This is a genomic window from Nitrospirota bacterium (assembly GCA_015233895.1).
GTDB lineage: Bacteria > Nitrospirota > Thermodesulfovibrionia > Thermodesulfovibrionales > Magnetobacteriaceae > Magnetomonas.
The window spans coordinates 1-18355 of sequence record JADFXG010000044.1 but is presented as its reverse complement, the minus strand read 5'-3'; the positions used below and the strand labels follow the sequence as shown (position 1 = coordinate 18355).

Sequence of the window (18355 nt, the reverse complement as noted above, 5' to 3'; positions counted from 1 at the left end):
CCAACAACTTTTGGTAAGTGGATATAGGAAAATTGAGATTATATACAAGAAGGTTATTTCGTTGTTAAACGTTAATATATATAGGACTGACCATTATTATCCTAAAATATTCGGGTAATGTCAGCCTAAAAGGGGAATCCCCTTGGGGACGCTTCTGACTGCTGCTTGGTATAAATCTTCTCATTTGTTCATATGTTTTGCGGGCAGAGCTCGCATTAAGACTTTTTAAGCGGCGGAACGCCGGTTAAAAAATTCTTTACCAAAAATCAAATAAAACATCAAATCAAACCCACAAATCGTTGCAAACAAACCGAGGGGTCACGGGGAAATCATTTCCCCGTGCTGGAGGGTTTAAGGGAGGGTGGAGCCCTCCCTTATTAATTTACTGGCGCATGCCACAGAGGTTTATATAGTCACAGTTGGGGCAGATTTTTTTACGGTCTGATGTCGGAGTAAAATTAATATTGACGTTGTCTATCTCTTTAATTATAGTTGTAATTATGTAGCTTAACTTTTTATAAACTTCTGCAATGTTGTCGTCAGCTGTAAAAAGCGATGCCTCGATTTTTTCATTAAGGTAGTTTCTGCCAAGCATTAAACACATAGCGTTTAGATTTTCAATGTGCTCTGTGCTGTTTTTTGTGTATAGAAACAGATAAAACGGCAGTTGAATGCTCCCAATGTGCTGTGGCCATGTGGTTCTGTCCTCAATCATTAATCTGTCTTTCCTTATGGTATAAGCTGCCTGATTGGCCGAGGTTTTAAAATCCACTATAACAGTTTTTCCATTTATATTCATAATAAGGTCAAGCCTGCCGTAAAGGTTATATCCCTCAGATGTGGCGCTAAGTCCTTTTTCGGTGTCTATAACCGATACCTCATTGTTTCTGGCCAGAGCAGTAAAGTACCCTGCAAGTAGGTCATTAAGATGTTTTTTTACCTGAGCTTTTAACAAATGAGCGGAACCTGAGGCATCTTTGCCATAGAATTTAATGAAAGTTGCGTCAATCAATTCATTCATCTGATGTGTGCTTAACATTGTCTCAGTGAGAATAGTTCCTTTTATGCCTGTAAAAAACTTACCAAGCACCTCATGGACAAACAAGCCGACATCGCTGCTTTCAAGACTCCCTGATACGGTCTCTCTGGGATACAGTGCAAGCACATAGCGATAATAAAACATAAGCTCACACCGGATGTAGGTGTCAATTGCCGTTGCACTCAGTTTAGTTGTGTTTCTTAGGATTTCCAGCATTTCAGGGGTTTTTACGGCTGGCTTAACTGGCTGATTTCTTAGTGCTATCTTGTATTGAATCTGCTTAATGTGGCCATTTAAAGCGCCAGCCGCTTTTTGCTTTTCCCACAGGATTTTTTCGACAAAGCGGCTTTTTTCTTTTTTATCATTTTCGACAAAAAATATGTGCGCTTCTTTTGCGCCTCTAAGCAGGGAGTCAAAGTAGTACAGGGAAAGCCGCTCACGGTCTTCATACGTTGGAAGGTTCAGCATGATTCTCAGCTTGTGAGGAAGCAGGGTGTCTTCTTTTTTTGCCATTGGGACAACCTCCTCGTTAGCGTCCAAAAAAATCACGCGATCAAATTTTATATTTCTTGTCTCTAAAAACCCTAACACCTGAAGATCCCTAAGCGGTGTGCCCTCAAACGGACAGTGGCAGGTGGCAAGATACTTTCTGAACAGGTTGAAATAACCCGATAGCTCAGTGAATTCCACATCCTTTAGCAAACTCTGAGTTATTGTGTGTAGTGCTTCAGCAAAAGCCTCGGCAAAAGGATAAAAAAACGGGTGCCGTTTTGCCGTAGTGTTATCATAGATATAGTTTAAAATTGTCAGACACCGCTCTGCAAAATAACCGATGTTTTTAAAACTCATAAAGCTGCCAATAAGCGTACTGTGGATGCCACGTAGATGCTCTCTGAGAGCTGCCTCATCTATTGATTCAAAAGACTCCTCAGATTTAAGTTTTCCGAGGATTTTCTCAAAGATTCCGCTAAGGTTTTCTATTTCACTTAGTGTTAAAAATGTCCTAGCCCTGTTAGCCGAGAGCTCCTCCTCTATTGTGTGAAAGATAATTCTTGTTAGTTCTGAACTGCCCTTATAAAACACATTTTTAATGTAGGGGTGAAGCGTAAACTTAATGTAGTCAGGCACATAGACTCTGCCACCCTCCATTGAGAGCACTGTTTCCATAAGACTTTGAAAAAATCCATACACAGGAGTCCTCACAAGCGGATAACCCAGTGATACATTGTATGTGCTCTCTTCAAATGATGAGACACCATGATACAGAAGTGGAAAAAGCGTATCCGGCTGCGGCAGCACTATGACAGTGTTTCTGATGTCAGTGGTTTCACTAAGAATGCGGTTTACTCCAAACACCTGTCCGTGCGTGTCGGTTGAGCTTATAAGTTTTATTTCAGGATAACTGGGCACGCTCTCAGGCATGGAGATGTCATCGCCATAGAGTACTTTAATAAGTTTATCAATTCCCGGCCCGTTTTGAAAAAAAACCCTGCTGTTACCGCTTTGTGATAATTTGTTAAAAATCGCAACTTCACTTTTTGTAAGGGCAAAAAATCCGGCAAAGACAATTCTATCAAATTTCAGCAATGCCTCATTATCCAAATACTCACTGACCCTCCGGTATCTTGTCGAACGTGTTGAGAGATTTAACGTGTTTAGTTTTTCGTAAAACTCCTTGTAAAAAAACGAAAGCGAATTCAGCATCTTTTTTGATCGCGGAGGAAGCGCCTCCTCTGCTATATGATCAATTTGTTTAATGGTTTCAGTGCTGACATTTTCAATATAAAACTCCTCGATGTCTTTATATATATCAATTCCAACTGAAAAGAAATTATCAGCGCCAAGATAACTGTCCCCACCTATTGGGTTTATCGAGTGTCTGTGGAGTTTATATAAAATTGCAAGAGCATCCAGTGTGTCAGTCTTTCTTTGTTGGAGGTTCAGCACCTCCGTATAGATGTAATCAATAAAAGCGTCCATTGAAAAAATCAGAGGAGGGATAAATGCAGCTGTCTCCTTTTTGGCTATAGCTTTTTTCAGAAAATGCCCGGGACGCTTGCCCGGAAAAACCACTATGTTGGATGAATAGTCATTACCATCAGGTATTAACTCAGAACATACCATATCTATTAGGTCTTCATTAGCAGATAAAACTTTGACACTTTCCATTGGTGCTCTTATTTAACGATTGAAGTGAAAGGAATGTCAAGGCAAATTTGAGAAGGGAAAGGACGCTGTCCTTTCCCTTAGACCCTATCCTGCAAGGGAGCTAGCTCCCTTGCAGGATAGGTTTTTGTTTTATGATTGGGTGGTTAAGTATTATGTTTTGTCAGAGTGCTTGTGATTTTAAGTTTTTTAACCTGCGTTCCGCAGCTTAAAAAGTTTCAATGAGAGCTCCGCCCTCAAAACAGACGAGCAGATGAAAAGATTTAAATGCTTATTTAGTTAAGTCCGGAGGAGGGTTTTATTTCATCCGTATACCAGGGAAAAGGACTGGATCCCGCCTCCCCTCAAGGGGATTCCCCTGCAAGTGCGGGATGACAAAGGAAGGCAGATTTCATTTCCTGTCATTCCTGCGAAGGCAGGAATCCAGTTTCTTGTTAGCGGAGTTAACTGCATAGGCAGTTAAATTTATTAAATGATATTATTTTTCCATCTATCTATAACTCTACTCCCAACCGAGGCGGAAGGATTCGCAAATTTTATTGGCTTCGCAGATGAACTCCCAAGCGACTCTGCTATCCCGAATGACAGACAGTACCTCGTCTGAGTGAATGCTGGCTGGATACCAGTTGAAGGACTCTGTGATTACCGTGTAGTCGTCAAAAACTGCAAACTTATGGTGAAGCGGCGAGTATATGCTTTCGTGGTAATAGACAAAGACGCATTCCATCCAGTTGTCCTTGAGGTATTGAACAGGCTCTTTAAGGGGACGCCATTTGTGGGTGTCCCATGAGGCTGGCAAAGCTCCCTTGTGAACTATCATTCCGTTTAGAATTATTTTGACTCTTACTCCCCTGTTTCTGGCATTAATAAGGGCATGTACGACATCCTCCTCGTGATGGCCGTGAGAGGTAACGCCTGTAATCCATCCTATGTCAAACATAGAGACGATTATTGATTGGCGTGCATTGTTGATTTCCGTTACGATTGCGTCCTGCGCCCTGTAGTAATCCCTAAACGGTGTGTAGTAGCTCCCAAACGTGTAGTAGAGATTATACCTGCCCTCAGGCACGACCCCTATTCGTTGAATCACGCCTCCGCGCAGGGCATGATATATGTTGGAATAAATCGTGGCAAAGTCGTGTGAATAATAAACGAGTCCGTTTTCCCAGTTGCCGCCCCAGAGGTGAAAGTGAAGATTATATGAGCTGGAATGAACCACCTCGCCGTCAAAGATGATAAATTTGGTGTGCATACTTGCTATGCCGTGTTTGGAGTCACAGGGGGTGTTTCTCACTATCCCATAAATTGGAATTCCAGCCCAGCGTAGCTTAGCCAGATTCTGCACGGCATTCATCGAGCTTACTGTTGACCACTCGCCAAAACACTCGACATCTACTCCCTTGTTTTTGGCATGAATCAGGTGTTCGGCCACATGGTAGTTGTCAAAATCAAAAATAGCCATCTGAATGAAGTGTCTGCCTGTGGGATCTTTTTCTTTTCTTTCAATTACCCAGTCAATGTGTTTGTGAAGTTCGTGGATGGGGTGTCCGGGGTCCCATGTGTTGCCTCGTGTAAAAAACGGACGTATCGGAAGATCAGCATACTCTTTGTTAACTTTGTCATAGGCTTTTTGAACATCCTCATAGCTAACTTCATATGTGCGGTATGTGTTTTGTGTTTTGTAAGCGTGTTCAAAATCATCAGGGCTGACGCGGCCATTATGGAAATCATCGATGTGGGCAAACTTGTAGTCAAACTCTGAGCAAATAGATTTTCCGTCTTTATGAATTATATATGAAAACGTGATGTGCGTAATCCGCCCGTGAAGGCTTTCATATGGAAACAAGGGTAACTGATGAACCTGCCATTTTTCCCAATTCTCACCAAAATCTCCGCATCGGTAAGCGTTTATAATGTAATACTCCTTAACGCCGTCCTCTCTGTGTAGCTTTAGGACTACCCTCAGCGCTTTGCTGTCAGCGTAATTGTAAAAGGCAAACCCAATCCCTCCGGGGAAATTTGATATATTCCAGTTCTGAACATTAGTCACAAACCGCCTGTGTCCTATCCACTTGTATGATGGATGGCAGAACTCCTCAGCATACCTACCTGTTAGATCTTCAGGTTTTTCCTCTTTATCAGCAGATTTCTTTGTCATATCACCTCTGTATTTTATATGTATAGTTTAATCCCTTATTGTTGTGAATAAGACCTCCATCGGCAGAGGAGACTGATATATTGAAGTAGTTGTAGTCGTAGTGATGTTTGAGAAGCTCTATTGTAAAATCAATGTCAAACGTTCTGGCTCCTTTTATGTCCATTTCAACCTCTTTTATAAAGAAATTCCCCTTTAAGCTGAAAGTGTGTTCCCACGGAGCGTTTTCTATTTTAGTGAAACCGCAGTGTATGCTCATGTTGTTTAGCATGAGCTCATCAGAAAACACCACCCGGCACTGGTCCTGAAGCCTGCCAAATAGCGGATCGCCAGAGCCAACAACAAAGGCAAAAAAGTGCACCTCAAGTTTTTGTACCTTATCGTCTATCTGCCAAAAGTAAAACCCAGAGTCAAAGGCCACGTTGTATATCTGCTTGTTTATATTGCCCAGATGCTCGATTTTCCACCTTTCATAGTAGTAGGCATCTATGGCAACAAGTATTCGTTTTTTGATGTAGTTGTAGATGTCCTCCATGGAGCCGCCATAGCGGGGAAGGGCCAACACCTCATCATCGTCATCAAAGCTCACCGGCGGAAGTCCCTTTTTAAGGAGCATGTAGTTAAGGAAACACTTTCCAACCCGGCCGTTAGAATCCCCAAAAGGGTGTATCCCTATGAACATGTAGTAGGAGCGGCAGAGGTCATAGACAAAGGCGTCAAGATTGTGGAAACTCTGTGATGTTTCCCACAAAACGTAGCCCAGGCTTTTTATTTCCTTATTGAAATTCTCACATTCGTATGTGACCCCGTTTTTATCCGGGAAATCAAAGGCACGAAACTCCCCTGCATTTGGCACAAGGCCTTTTGACAGGTTCAGATGGATTTGTTTCAGAAAATCGATGCCAAGCTCTGTAAAAGTATGGAGGTTTGAGAAAGTCTCCCTGTACATCACTCTGAAGTTTCTGTTGGCTATAACCTTTAACTCTGCTGCGCTTAATTGATCTGTGTGCCCTACAGTGCCCTTCATTATGGTCATAGACGATGTCCCAAGGTGAAGGAACAACTTCTGAAAGATAGCGGTGTTTACATTCCACGGGGTCTCCTCACTCATTATCTTAAAATAGCTGGACAACTCAAGCAGTATCGGATAAGCGGCAGCCGGTGTGTTTTCCTGTGTGTTCCAGTTCAGGCGTTTACAGATTTCATCTATCACATAGCCTGAGTCCATATCCTGTACCTGTTTGTCCTCAAGAGTTATGAGTGTTCTTAGGTGCGGAATAAGTTTGTTAAATCTTTCACTTAAAAGCCATGCAATGTGTCCGGCATAGTCTTTTTTCAGAGCACCAAGGGCATTTAGCAAATCAATGTTCACACCGTACCCTCTGTAGCCAAGAGAGTTTATAACGAATTGTCTTTTTTCTATTTCACCAAAAGTGTGGTTATATAAGTCTTTGTTATAGTGCCATTTTTTATAGTAATAGAGAATTTGCGTAAGGTCATCGGGATTGTCATGCTCAAGCTCATGGAGTTCTCTGAGCATTTGGTTAATCCGTCCCATAAGGGAATCATACAATTTCTGGCAGTGGTGGTCCCACTGGTAGGCCAATACGAAATATCCCGCTCTGTGAGGCATAGTGTCTCTCCTCTGTCTTTCTGAAAACTTATGCGCTAAAGTTTAATTCTTAATCCCAATAGATAAAGCTTCTACTCAATAACCGCATAGACGCCTATGTGGTCGCTTAACTTTGGGTCTTTGAGAATCAGCTCTGCACTGTGGATTTTTACCTTTCCCTTTACCATGATGTAGTCAATCCGTGTAAAGGGATTCGTGGAGTCAAAGGTGTTTCCGCCTGTGCGGTGACAGTGCCTGTAAGCGTCCTTATAACCAATATCGGTTAAATACTCGATAGTGACGGAGTCCTCGGTATCGTTAAAATCCCCTGCTATTATTGAGGCGTGGTAATCTGTGCCGTAAGTTGACTCAAGCACTTTTACGAGTTTTTCCACCTGTGCGTATCGAATCCGCGGGTTTTCACTGTGATCAAGGTGAACCGATGCGAATATTACCTTGTGACCGTATATTTCAAATTGAGCGGCGGCGGCGTATCTGTCCATAAGAGGGTGCAGTCCCTCAACCAGGTCTTTATTGAGGTCAATAATCTGAGGATTTTTTAAGTTATACCGCCCTGAGACTGCTATCCCCTCAGGGTACTTATTCATGTACATGTGGCAATACCCGTATTGGGTCCTATAGTACATACCGGTTATACCGGACATCATGTCAGCTATCTGAAGTGATGTCTCCTCTATGCCTGCGCCTTTTATCACCTCCTGATAAGCGCACAAATCAGGGTCATACACACAGAGTTCGTTCGCAATGCGTTTAAGCCGAGTGGGGTCCTCATCGTGAACACCGTGGAGGTTAAACGAACACACCTTTATGTATGGGGGATAGAGAGCCCGGTATTTTTGGAAATCATTTTCATCCATAATTGCTACAACACCGTTTGAGCTAAACCGGTTATTGAGTCTGTATATATACTCTTTGACCGCATGGTATTCCTTAGAGATGGTCTCAACTGGGCTGCCAGACCTAAGAAGGCGGATCATTTCAAGACGCCTGAGAATAGGATCCTCCTTATTTAACATATCATGCCAGTGCCTTATATTGGAGCCTGAGAGAATGCCATACACTCCGTTAAGTGAAAAAGCCGAATGCACTCTGAACAAATAATTCAAATCCGTGTGAAACTGTGCTGCAACTGTCTCAGGGGCAACGCCTGTCCTTAAGAGTCTCACCATTTCAAGCCTTTTTAGAACATCATCGTTTTGATTTAAAACGTCAATCCACTTTGCGGCAGAGAGTGAGGAGCTTAGATCCACTCCAACCCCCTGTGAGGACATCTCTAACCAAAGCTCTTTCAGGCTTTCGCCGATAGCAGGGTCTGTATCGACATATTTTTTCAACTGATATCTGAAAGCAGCAAGTGCATCCACATCTGCGGGGGATTCAAGCAGGTCACTTAGCGCCTCTTTAAAGGAAAGGCGTGTTTTGGGTGCATTTTTAATTTTATCCCATATTTTCTTAGCCCATTTAAATGCCTGCGCATCGTGGGCAGTGCCTGCTTCCGCAACCACATCCTCCTTTTTTAATGATGTCAGTTTGGGTAAGTGTGGCAACAGAAAACTTGTTATCCCATATAGTAGCGCTTTGATTTCCATGTTATAAGCCTCATATTAATAGTGTATTTAGCAACCCGCAGATTATAAATTATAACTCAATGTGATGGTAAAAGGCAATAGTATTATGATACGTTATACCGAGTTGCGCTCAAAGATATAAATAAAATACTGGATTCCTGCCTTCGCAGGAATGAAAGGATAAGAACCACCTCTTTGTCATCCCGCACTTGTTGCGGGATCCAGTCCTTTTTCTCCACCATTACATTATATTGCCTTTTTGGCAGCTACTTGGTATTAGGCAATATGTTAAATTAATAAAGGGAAAGGCTTTGCCTTTCCCTTTAACTATATTCCCGCCGACAGGCGGGATGAAAATAAATCCCTGGTTATTTCCAACCAGATTGCTTTTCACAATCCTTCATTTCTGCAGGATGCGATTTTTCCCATTGACTTATGGACTGAGTCTCATCTGAGCTCATCTTGTTGTTCATACATTCACAATACTTTTTAACTACCGCCTGAGTAGCTCCCTCTCCCTTGTTGTCCTTAATGCACTGATTAACCCATTTGACATCGTCAGCGTCACCAAAGGCTAAACCAGCAGTCATTGCAAAGGCAACAAGAAACAGAATAATGGTTAGCTTTTTCATTACACACACCCCCTCAAATCACTAAAAATTGCCATCCTGAAAGGATGGTTACTATAAAGCATCTAAAAATTGGTGAGATAGTAACATAATTTCAAGTGGAAAGTGTAATATTTTTTTGTAGTGTTATAGTGTATATGCGAAAATTTTATAGGTCTTTTACCGGTCGTTGTATTTCCATGAAATTACCTTTATCTATGCTATATATGGGAGACAGTGTAAAGTTTTTTATCCACGGCAGTGTAACCAAATAGTCTTTCCTGTGCCAGAAAAACACGGCAGGGCACTCTTCAATTATGTTCTCTTCTATGTCTTTATAGAGTATTTCCCGTTTTGGGTTATCAATGGTTTTTTGTGCCTCCTCTATGAGTTTGTCAATGTGTTTGTTTGTGAATCTGGTTCTGTTTCCACCTGCTCCGAAATTAGAGGAGTGAAAAAGCGGATACAGAAAATTCTCACCGTCAGGGTAATCAGCCCACCAGCCCAGCCAAAACAAATCGCTCTCACCCTTATTGATTGCCGACTTATAAGCGCTCCACTCAAGCACCTTTATTTCCACCTCTATGCCGGCCTCTTTTAAAAAAGACGTTATAATTTCTGCTATGTCTATGGAGTCCTGAGCTGTGTTAATGTAAAATTTAAGTTTCCATGATTTATTATACCCTGATTTTTTAACCAGTTCTTTGGCTAACTGCGGGTTATACGGATAGCGTTCAGCTAATTTATATGATTTAAGGGCATCGGGTATGGGACCGGTAGCCAGTGCGCCTCGCCCCTGATAATACGTCTTTCTGATCTTATCCTTATCTATTGCATATGCTATTGCCTGCCTGAGCAGGATATTATTCAGTGGGGGTTTTGAGTTATTTAGCCCTAAGTAGTATGTGTTTAAGCCAACTGCCGTCTTAAGATTCTCTGAGTATTTCTTGTCGGTTGTAAAAACTTTATAAGACGCTGCCGTTACCTCTGTGGCATCAAGGTTTCCAAGCATAAACTCTGTAATAGTTGTTAAATCCTCAGGGATTACTCTGAAGCGGATGCCAGGGATTTTTGCACTGGAGTCAAAGTATTTTGGAAAGCGTTTAAGAGTCAGTTCACTGTCAGGTTCCCAACGTAAAAATTGAAAAGGCCCCGTGCCGGTGGGCTGATTAGCAAAATCTTTTTTCAGGCGCTCTACCTCTTTCTCTGGCACAATGTAAGCAGGGGTCATAGTGAGGAGTTTTATAAAAGGCGCAAACGGAGTTTTTAAGGTAAGCTCTATCGTAAAGTTATCTGTTGCCTTAATGCCGTCAAGCGTTGACACTTTGCCACTAAGAAACTCCCCGGCTCCCAAAAGACTCATGACGACCCACGTATTTGGGGATTTAGTCTCAGGCATAAGAAGCCGTTTCAAGGAGTATTCAACGTCTTTTGCAGTTAAGAGCTCCCCGTTATGAAACGTTACGTTGTCTCTCAGATAAAAAGTGTATTTTAACCCATCAGCGCTTATGTTCCAGCTTTTAGCTATATCGGAAATCACATCAAGGTTTTCGTTTAGTTTAACAAGTCCGTTAAACATTTTTGCGCAAATGCTGCCCCCTGTGACATCCACAACATAGGCCGGGTCAAGGGTTGTGGGGTTAGCGCTTATTCTAAGATGAAGATAGCCGTCCGATTCTGCCTGCTTGCTGCTGCAAGACAGAAGCAGCAGCAAGAGCAGGTTGAAACAAAAACTTAACAGAAATTTGTTGCGGCGCAGTATGATTACCTCTTAGTAATTTTCATAATCTTTATCATCCATATCGTCTGCATGTGACCCAAGGTTTAAAGACGGCTTAACAGTTTCCTCTCTGTCTCTTTTTTGAAATTTCGATGCTGATTCGTGGGCTATAGCTCTTGGTTTTCCAGCCATACCCTTGGTACTAGGATGTTGAGGTTTGGGCCTTCGCTGGGAATAAGCCGGTTTTTGGTGTCTCATATCCCCGCCATCGGTTTTGAAAAACGCTATAGAGCTCTGAAGCTGCTGTGCCTGAGCCGAAAGCTCCTCTGCTGTTGAGGACATCTCCTCAGAGGATGCTGCGTTTTGTTGAATCACCTTATCCAACTGCTGGATGGCAGTGTTGACCTGATCTGCTCCGGTCGATTGTTCTTTTGACGAGGCAGTTATCTCCTGCACCAGCTCGGAGGTTTTCTGAATGTCGGGAACCAATGCCTTTAACATCTCACCGGCTTTTGCCGAGACATCAACGCTTGATTTTACAAGACTATTGATTTCGCCGGCTGCAGCCTGACTCCGCCCTGCAAGCTCTCTTACCTCTGAGGCCACCACTGCAAACCCCTTGCCGTGCTCCCCGGCACGTGCCGCCTCTATGGCTGCATTTAGCGCTAAAAGGTTGGTCTGCCTTGCTATCTCCTCGATTATCGTTATCTTTTCTGCTATCTCTTTCATTGCCTTTGCTGTCATCTCTACTGATTCGCCGCTTTCTTTGGCATTTACAGCAGACTTGGATGCCATCTTTTCTGTCTGCATCGCATTATCGGCATTGGTTTTGATGTTTGCAGACATCTGCTCCATCGATGCGGATATCTCCTCTGCTGAGGCCGCCTGCTCAGAGGCCCCCTGCGATAACTCCTCCGTTGTTGCGCTCAACTGTTGGCTGCCTGAGGACACCTGCTCAGAGGCGTTTTGCACGTCTGTTACAACATCGATTAATTTTTGCACCATAGTTGAAAGAGCCTGCATAAGCGTATCTTTTTCCGACCGCTCCACTACCTTCACCGTCAGATTGCCGTTTGACAGCTCTTCAGCCATATCGGTTATTTCAGTTAACGCTCTTATCATAGTTGAAAGAGACTGCATAAGCGTGTCTTTTTCCGACCGCTCCACTACCTTCACTGCTACATTACCTATGGAAAGTTCGTTGAGTATATTGGTTATTTCAGTTAACGTTTTTATCATAGTTGAAAGAGACTGCATAAGCGTGTCTTTTTCCGACCGCTCCACTACCTTTACTGCTACATTACCTATGGAAAGTTCGTTGAGTATATTGGTTATTTTGTTTTCAGCATCTATCAAAAGATTCAAATTATTCTTGGTTTTATTGAAATCGCCGCGGTACTCGTCATTTATTTTGGGAGGAATGTCTCCTATACTAATTCTTTCCACATACTCTGAGGTTACATTAATGGGCTTAACGAAAGCTTCCACCAAAGTATTTAATCCATCAATTAACTGCCGCCATCCGCCCTGATATTTCCCCGCATCTCCCCGCATTTCCAAATTGCCGTCTTTTACCGAATTTATCAGTTTGTCTATTTCGGCAAATATCCCCTTCAGAATATCCACCATAGAAAGCATAGCGCCAAGAAGATTATCCTTGCTGGCTTTTGCATCGGCCTCTATGTTGAGGTCTCCTGTTGCTATTTTCATTGCCATAGCTGACATCTCGCCAGGTTCCCCGCCTAAAGGCTTAGTTACTGTACGAGCGATAAATATTCCCATTAAAATAGAAATAAAGAAACAAGCTATTGAGCCAATTACAATTAACCTAAAACCGGAGTTGTATGTTTGTGTTGTTTCTTCAAATAATTTTTTGGCATGGTCAACTTTACGCTCCACAAGTTTATCCAAACCTGCCTGTACTTTTTTGTTTACCGGGTCCAATCCCTTTTTAAAAAATGCCATAGCCTCTGCGTCTTTTTTTGCATTTTCGAGTTCGATTACCTTATCCAAACCGCTTTCATATTCCTTCAAGTTATCCAGTGTTTCATTGAATACTTGTTTTCCGGCTTCTGTTTGTATTGACTTTGAATAGTCATCCATAGACTTATGGATACTTTCTTTCAAGGTTTTTAATTTACCAAGAAGCTCTTTTCGTTCGTCTTCATTCGCTGAAATAGCAAAATCTCTGATATTGACGCGAATTCGTTGGTAAGTTTCCATAACACTGCCTAAATCTTGCATAGGAAGGACTGATTTGTTGTATATATTTTCAGCCTGCTCATCGATTCCCTTCGAAGCTCTTATTCCGATAATACCAACTATTACCGTAAAAAGCGCTACTAACACAAATCCGGTCAAAAGTTTACTGCGTACCTTTAAATCATAGAACCATTTCATCATATCCTCCTCTTTAGGTTTTTTGCGTTGAAATGTTAGATACTATTTACCAAAAACTCCTTATTTGAGTTTAAGCATACCTCCAAATACCCTCAGAAACCACTCTGCGTAAATGTATATACTCTTTAAGGCCGTACCGGGTACATTTAACAACCTTACGCTACCTACCCTTACTTTAATGCTATTCTAACATGAACCAGAGTTAAATTCATAGAAATTTAATAGGGGTATAATAATGGGAAGGACAGGGTTCTTCCCATTATTATACCCTTCTCCCCATAATACAAGGGAATTCCCCCGCTACAAGGGAAAATGATTACCACTTAATAATTTTCATAATCTTTATCATCCACATCGCCTGCATGTGGGCCAGGGTTTAAAGACGGCTTAACCGTTTCCTCTCTGTCTCTTTTTTGAAATTTAGCTGCTGGTTCGTGGGCTATAGGGTCGGGTTTTCGTTGGGAATACACAGGTTTTTGGTGTCTAATATCCCCGCCATCGGTTTTGAAAAACCCGATAGAGCTCTGAAGCTGCTCAGCCTGAGCAGAAAGCTCCTCTGCTGTTGAGGACATGTGTTCAGAGGATGCTGCGTTTTGCTGAATTACTTTATCCAACTGCTGGATGGCCGTGTTAACCTGATCAGCTCCGGCTGATTGTTCTTTTGAAGAGAGAGTTATTTCCTGTACCAGCTCTGAGGTTTTCTGAATGTCGGGAACCAATGCCTTTAACATCTCACCAGCTTTTGAAGAAATATCAACGCTTGATTTTACAAGACTGTTAATTTCACCGGCTGCCGCCTGACTCCGCCCTGCAAGCGCTCTTACTTCTGAAGCCACCACTGCAAAACCCTTGCCGTGTTCCCCTGCCCGTGCTGCCTCTATGGCCGCATTTAGCGCTAAAAGATTGGTCTGCCTTGCTATTTCCTCTATTATAGTAATCTTTTCCGCTATCTCTTTCATTGCCTTTGCTGTCATCTCTACAGATTCGCCGCTTTCTTTGGCATTATTTGCGGACTTGGCTGCCATCTTTTCCGTCTGCATCGCATTATCGGCATTGGCCTTGATGTTTGCCGACATCTGTTCCATGGATGAGGATATCTCCTCTGCAGAAGCCGCTTGCTCAGAGGCCCCCTGTGATAACTCCTCCGTTGTTGCGCTCAACTGCTGGCTGCCTGAGGCCACCTGCTCAGATGCCCTCTGCACCTCTGTCACAACCTCGGTTAATCTGTGCAACATGGCCGAAATAGATTGCATAAGCCTGTCTTTTTCCGACCGCTCCACTACCTTCAGCGTCAGATTACCATTTGACAGCTCCTCTGCTATATCGGTTATGTTGTTTTCGGCATCAATCAAAACGTTCAAATTATTCTTGATTTTATTGAAATCACCTCGATACTCATCGCTTATTTTGGGCGGAATATCACCTATGCTGATTTTTTCCACATAGTCAGATGTTACATTTATAGGCTTAACGAAAGCTTCTACCAAAGTATTTAATCCATCAATTAACTGCCGCCATCCGCCGCGATATTTCTCCGAATCTCCTCTTACAGCCAAATTGCCGTCTTTTACCGAACTTATCAGTTTGTCTATTTCGACAAATATCCCCTTCTGAATATCCACCATAGAAAGCATAGCGCCTAGAAGATTATCTTTGCTGACTTTCGCGTCGGCCTCTATGGTTAGGTCTCCGTCCGCTATTTTCCTTGCCATAGCAGACATCTCGGCTGGCTCCCCGCCTAATGGCCTGGTTATACTGCGTGAGATAAACATTCCCATTAAAATCGAAATAATAAAGTTAACTATAGAGATTATTACACTAAACCTAAAGCTTGATTTGTACGTATCTGTTGTTGCCTCTGATAATTCCTGGGCATAATTGATTTTCCGCTCAACCAGAGTATCAAATTTTTCCCGTAGTTTTTTGTTTACCGGGAATAAATCCTTTCTGAGATATGCATAAGCCTCGGCTTTTTTATTGGCGTGGCTAAGTTCGATTACCTTATCCAAACCGTTTTCATATTCCTTAAGGTTATCCATTATTTCTTTATATGAGTTCTTACCTGCCTCAGATTCTAAAGACGCCGAATACTCACCCATAGACCTGTGGATGTCCTCTTTAAAGGTTTTGATTTTATCCAAAAGCTCTTTTTTTTCCACCTCATTATCTGAAACAATCAAATCTCTGATATTTACACGCGTTCGTTGGTAATTTTTTACGGCGTTGCCTAAAGCCTCCATTGGAAAGACTACTTTGATGTACATATAGTCGGCCATATCATCAATTTCCTTTGATGCTCTTATTCCTATAATGCCAACAATTACCGTAAAAAGTGCTACTAATCCAAATCCGGTTAAAAGTTTGCTACGTACCTTCAAATCATAAAACCATTTCATTATACCCTCCTAAAGGTTTTTAAATTTTAAATTGAGCATTCCGAACTATGAGATTGCCCTCCTCTGTCATTCCTATCGGGAGCAGGAATGACAGAACAGAAGGTATTATGTAACACTTTTAAAGATTAATAGTTTTCATAATCTTTATCATCCGCATCGCCTGCATGTGGCCCAAGGCTTAAAGATGGTTTAAGGGTTTCCTCTCTGTCTCTTTTTTGGAATTTCGATGCTGGTTCGTGGCCTATAGCTCGTGGCTGTGCCACTCCTTGCTGTGTTTTGTTACTAACATATTGAGGTTTGGGTTTTCGCTGGGAATAAGCCGGTTTTTGGTGTCTCATATCTCCGTTATCGGTTTTGAAAAACCCGATAGAGCTCTGAAGCTGCTCAGCCTGGGCAGAAAGCTCCTCTGCTGTTGAGGACATCTCCTCAGAGGATGCTGCGTTTTGCTGAATCACCTTATCCAACTGCTGGATGGCCGTGTTAACCTGATCTGCTCCGGTTGATTGTTCTTTTGATGAGGCAGTTATCTCTTGTACCAGATCTGAGGTTTTCTGAATGTCGGGAACCAATGCCTTTAACATCTCACCGGCTTTTGCCGAGACATCAACGCTTGATTTTACAAGACTATTGATTTCACCGGCTGCTGCCGGATATTCAAAGGACAGCCGAGCTGGTGCAAGAGATAAGCGCTGCCAGTAATGAACAAAACATAGGAGCAGAACAGATAAATAAGGCAATATCACAACTTGACCAGGTTATCCAGCAAAACGCCGCTGCAGCCGAGGAAATGGCTTCTACATCTGAGGAACTAACATCGCAAGCCGATAAGTTACAGAGCGCAATATCATTCTTTAAAACAGGACATACAGGCTCTTCAGGCTCAGTCAGAAAACCAGAAACAAAGCATACGCCGCCACCACGCATTGTTTTTGAAAGGAAACCTTTAGCCAAACCAGCAAGATCAATACAATTGACTCATCATAACGAACACAGTGTTGTAAAAGTATCGTTTGATTTTTCCAACGCAAGAAGTAAACACCTTGCATGGAAAAGCAGGCTAAGAGATTTCCTCGATGGCAAAGAAAGCCTCACCGAGTCACAGGCAGTCTCCCATAAAGACTGTGATCTTGGTAAGTGGCTGTACTCTAAGGGGATTTCTTCCTTTGGCCACTTACCTGAGATGGTGAAACTTGAGAAAATCCACGAGGAACTCCATTCTATTGTTAAAGATATAGTAAGGCTTAAGCACTCCGGCAATGTGTCTGGTGCTGAGGAGCAGTTTGCCCACATTGGACCAATGAGCCAGGAAATCATTTCGTTATTAACGGCTATTGAGAAAAAAGTTGCATGATCCTGATGATGAGAGTATCTTAAATCATAGAACTACATTTTAATACTAAAGGTTAAAAATGAATTGACATTTAAAAATAATTGCCTTACAATGTGTACAGAATTGGTGGGTTAGATATCAATAGCACAGGAGGGTTATGGTGGTAAAAAATTTAAGGATTTCTACACGTTTGTATCTGTTGGTTTTGTTTATTTCTTTACTTACAATAGGGATAGGCATTTATGGGATGAATAATACCGCCTCGATAGACGGTATGATGAAAGTTGGTTTGGATAAGACTAAGGTTTTTTCGGATGGTGTTGATACAGCCAGAGAGGCCCAGGTTACATTCAAAAAACAGGTGCAGGAGTGGAAAGATCTTCTAATAAGGGGCAGTGACCCTGAGGCATTTAAGAAATATAGTGCTGGTTTTGTTAAACAAGAGGAAAATGTACAAGAAAGTCTGAAGCAGTTGAAAAAGATTATAGAAACTCTCGGCCTTTCCTCAACTATGGTTGACGAGGCGTTGAAAGTGCACGGCGAGCTGGGTGTTAAATACAAAGAGGCCCTTAAAAGTTATGATTCAAATAATGCAGAAAGTTATAAAATTGTAGATAAACTTGTAAAGGGTATTGACAGAGCTCCTACCGACAGCATTGATGCAATTGTAAAATATATCAAGGAGAAGCAGTCTGCCTCAATTACAGAACTTCAAACCAAAGGAAATCAAAAGTATAATACAACACGAAACGCAACGATTGTAGTTATTGTAGTAATAATATTCTTATCGTTATTAACAGCTACGTTTATAATCCGCAACATCACAAATTCACTGAACAAAGGTCTCAAAGCCGCTAATCATCTGGCAGAGGGAGATCTAACGTTGACAATAGAAGTTGATGGCAAGGATGAAGTCAGTCAACTACTTAGTGCCATGAAAAACATGATGGACAGTATTAAAGAAGTAATATCAACTGTGAGAGTTGCAGCAGACAACGTATCCTCCGGTAGTGGTGAGTTAAGCTCAAGCGCCCAACAAGTTTCCCAGGGGGCAACAGAGCAGGCGGCTTCAGTTGAAGAGGTCTCCTCATCAATGGAGGAGATGGCCTCTAATATTAAACAAAACGCTGACAACGCCCACCAGACAGAGCGGATGTCAGGAAAAGCGTCACAGGATGCGCTTGAAAGCGGAAAGGCTGTTGACGAGGCGGTTGTTGCTATGAGAGAGATTGCAAGTAAAATATCTATTATAGAGGAAATTGCGCGTCAAACGAATTTGTTAGCACTTAATGCGGCAATTGAGGCAGCACGAGCCGGAGAACATGGAAAGGGCTTTGCAG

Annotated in this window: 9 protein-coding genes and 2 pseudogenes; 2 read left to right on the top strand and 9 right to left on the bottom strand. The window is 42.3% G+C overall.

Going from position 1 to position 18355, the window contains the following annotated elements:
- Nucleotides 1–382: 382 nt before the first annotated feature.
- The 9 genes and pseudogenes from HQK88_16460 to HQK88_16420 form a co-directional block, all read right to left on the bottom strand.
- On the bottom strand, nt 383–3208 hold the full coding sequence (locus HQK88_16460; protein ID MBF0618392.1) for a PD-(D/E)XK nuclease family protein: 2826 nt from the start codon (nt 3206–3208) through the stop codon (nt 383–385).
- 499 nt (nt 3209–3707) lie between these two features.
- Nucleotides 3708–5363 carry a hypothetical protein gene (locus HQK88_16455; protein MBF0618391.1) on the bottom strand — a complete coding sequence of 552 codons (1656 nt, stop codon included), beginning with the start codon at nt 5361–5363 and terminating at the stop codon, nt 3708–3710.
- A gap of 1 nt (nt 5364) precedes the next feature.
- Nucleotides 5365–6993 (bottom strand): Fic family protein, encoded by a 1629-nt coding sequence (locus tag HQK88_16450; protein MBF0618390.1) that lies wholly within the window; start codon nt 6991–6993, stop codon nt 5365–5367.
- 71 nt (nt 6994–7064) lie between these two features.
- A complete protein-coding gene (locus HQK88_16445) occupies nt 7065–8582 on the bottom strand; it encodes an endonuclease/exonuclease/phosphatase family protein (protein MBF0618389.1) in 1518 nt (505 codons plus the stop codon).
- 347 nt (nt 8583–8929) lie between these two features.
- Nucleotides 8930–9151, bottom strand: coding sequence for a hypothetical protein (locus HQK88_16440; protein MBF0618388.1), 222 nt, complete (start codon nt 9149–9151; stop codon nt 8930–8932).
- 187 nt (nt 9152–9338) lie between these two features.
- The gene (locus HQK88_16435) at nt 9339–10883 is read right to left on the bottom strand and encodes an ABC transporter substrate-binding protein (GenBank protein MBF0618387.1); all 1545 of its coding nucleotides are present in this window, start codon (nt 10881–10883) and stop codon (nt 9339–9341) included.
- Between the two features lie 57 nt (nt 10884–10940).
- Nucleotides 10941–13292: an MCP four helix bundle domain-containing protein gene (locus HQK88_16430; protein ID MBF0618386.1), complete on the bottom strand. Its 2352-nt coding sequence runs from the start codon at nt 13290–13292 to the stop codon at nt 10941–10943.
- 320 nt (nt 13293–13612) lie between these two features.
- A complete protein-coding gene (locus HQK88_16425) occupies nt 13613–15685 on the bottom strand; it encodes an MCP four helix bundle domain-containing protein (protein ID MBF0618385.1) in 2073 nt (690 codons plus the stop codon).
- A gap of 353 nt (nt 15686–16038) precedes the next feature.
- Nucleotides 16039–16329: pseudogene (locus tag HQK88_16420) on the bottom strand (chemotaxis protein).
- Between HQK88_16420 and HQK88_16415 the strand changes: the two are divergent.
- Together HQK88_16415 and HQK88_16410 are read left to right on the top strand one after the other, a co-directional pair.
- Nucleotides 16323–17036 (top strand): annotated as a pseudogene (locus HQK88_16415) (primosomal replication protein). The pseudogenes HQK88_16420 and HQK88_16415 sit on opposite strands and share 7 nt — an antisense overlap.
- 226 nt (nt 17037–17262) lie before the next feature.
- A partial coding sequence (locus tag HQK88_16410) for a HAMP domain-containing protein (GenBank protein ID MBF0618384.1) occupies nt 17263–18355 on the top strand: 1093 nt, incomplete at its 3' end.

Coding starts and splice junctions, on each gene's coding strand:
- HQK88_16460 (MBF0618392.1), bottom strand. CDS start 3,208: ATGGAAAGTGTCAAAGTTTTATCTGCTAATGAAGACCTAATAGATATG.
- HQK88_16455 (MBF0618391.1), bottom strand. CDS start 5,363: ATGACAAAGAAATCTGCTGATAAAGAGGAAAAACCTGAAGATCTAACA.
- HQK88_16450 (MBF0618390.1), bottom strand. CDS start 6,993: ATGCCTCACAGAGCGGGATATTTCGTATTGGCCTACCAGTGGGACCAC.
- HQK88_16445 (MBF0618389.1), bottom strand. CDS start 8,582: ATGGAAATCAAAGCGCTACTATATGGGATAACAAGTTTTCTGTTGCCA.
- HQK88_16440 (MBF0618388.1), bottom strand. CDS start 9,151: ATGACTGCTGGTTTAGCCTTTGGTGACGCTGACGATGTCAAATGGGTT.
- HQK88_16430 (MBF0618386.1), bottom strand. CDS start 13,292: ATGATGAAATGGTTCTATGATTTAAAGGTACGCAGTAAACTTTTGACC.
- HQK88_16425 (MBF0618385.1), bottom strand. CDS start 15,685: ATGAAATGGTTTTATGATTTGAAGGTACGTAGCAAACTTTTAACCGGA.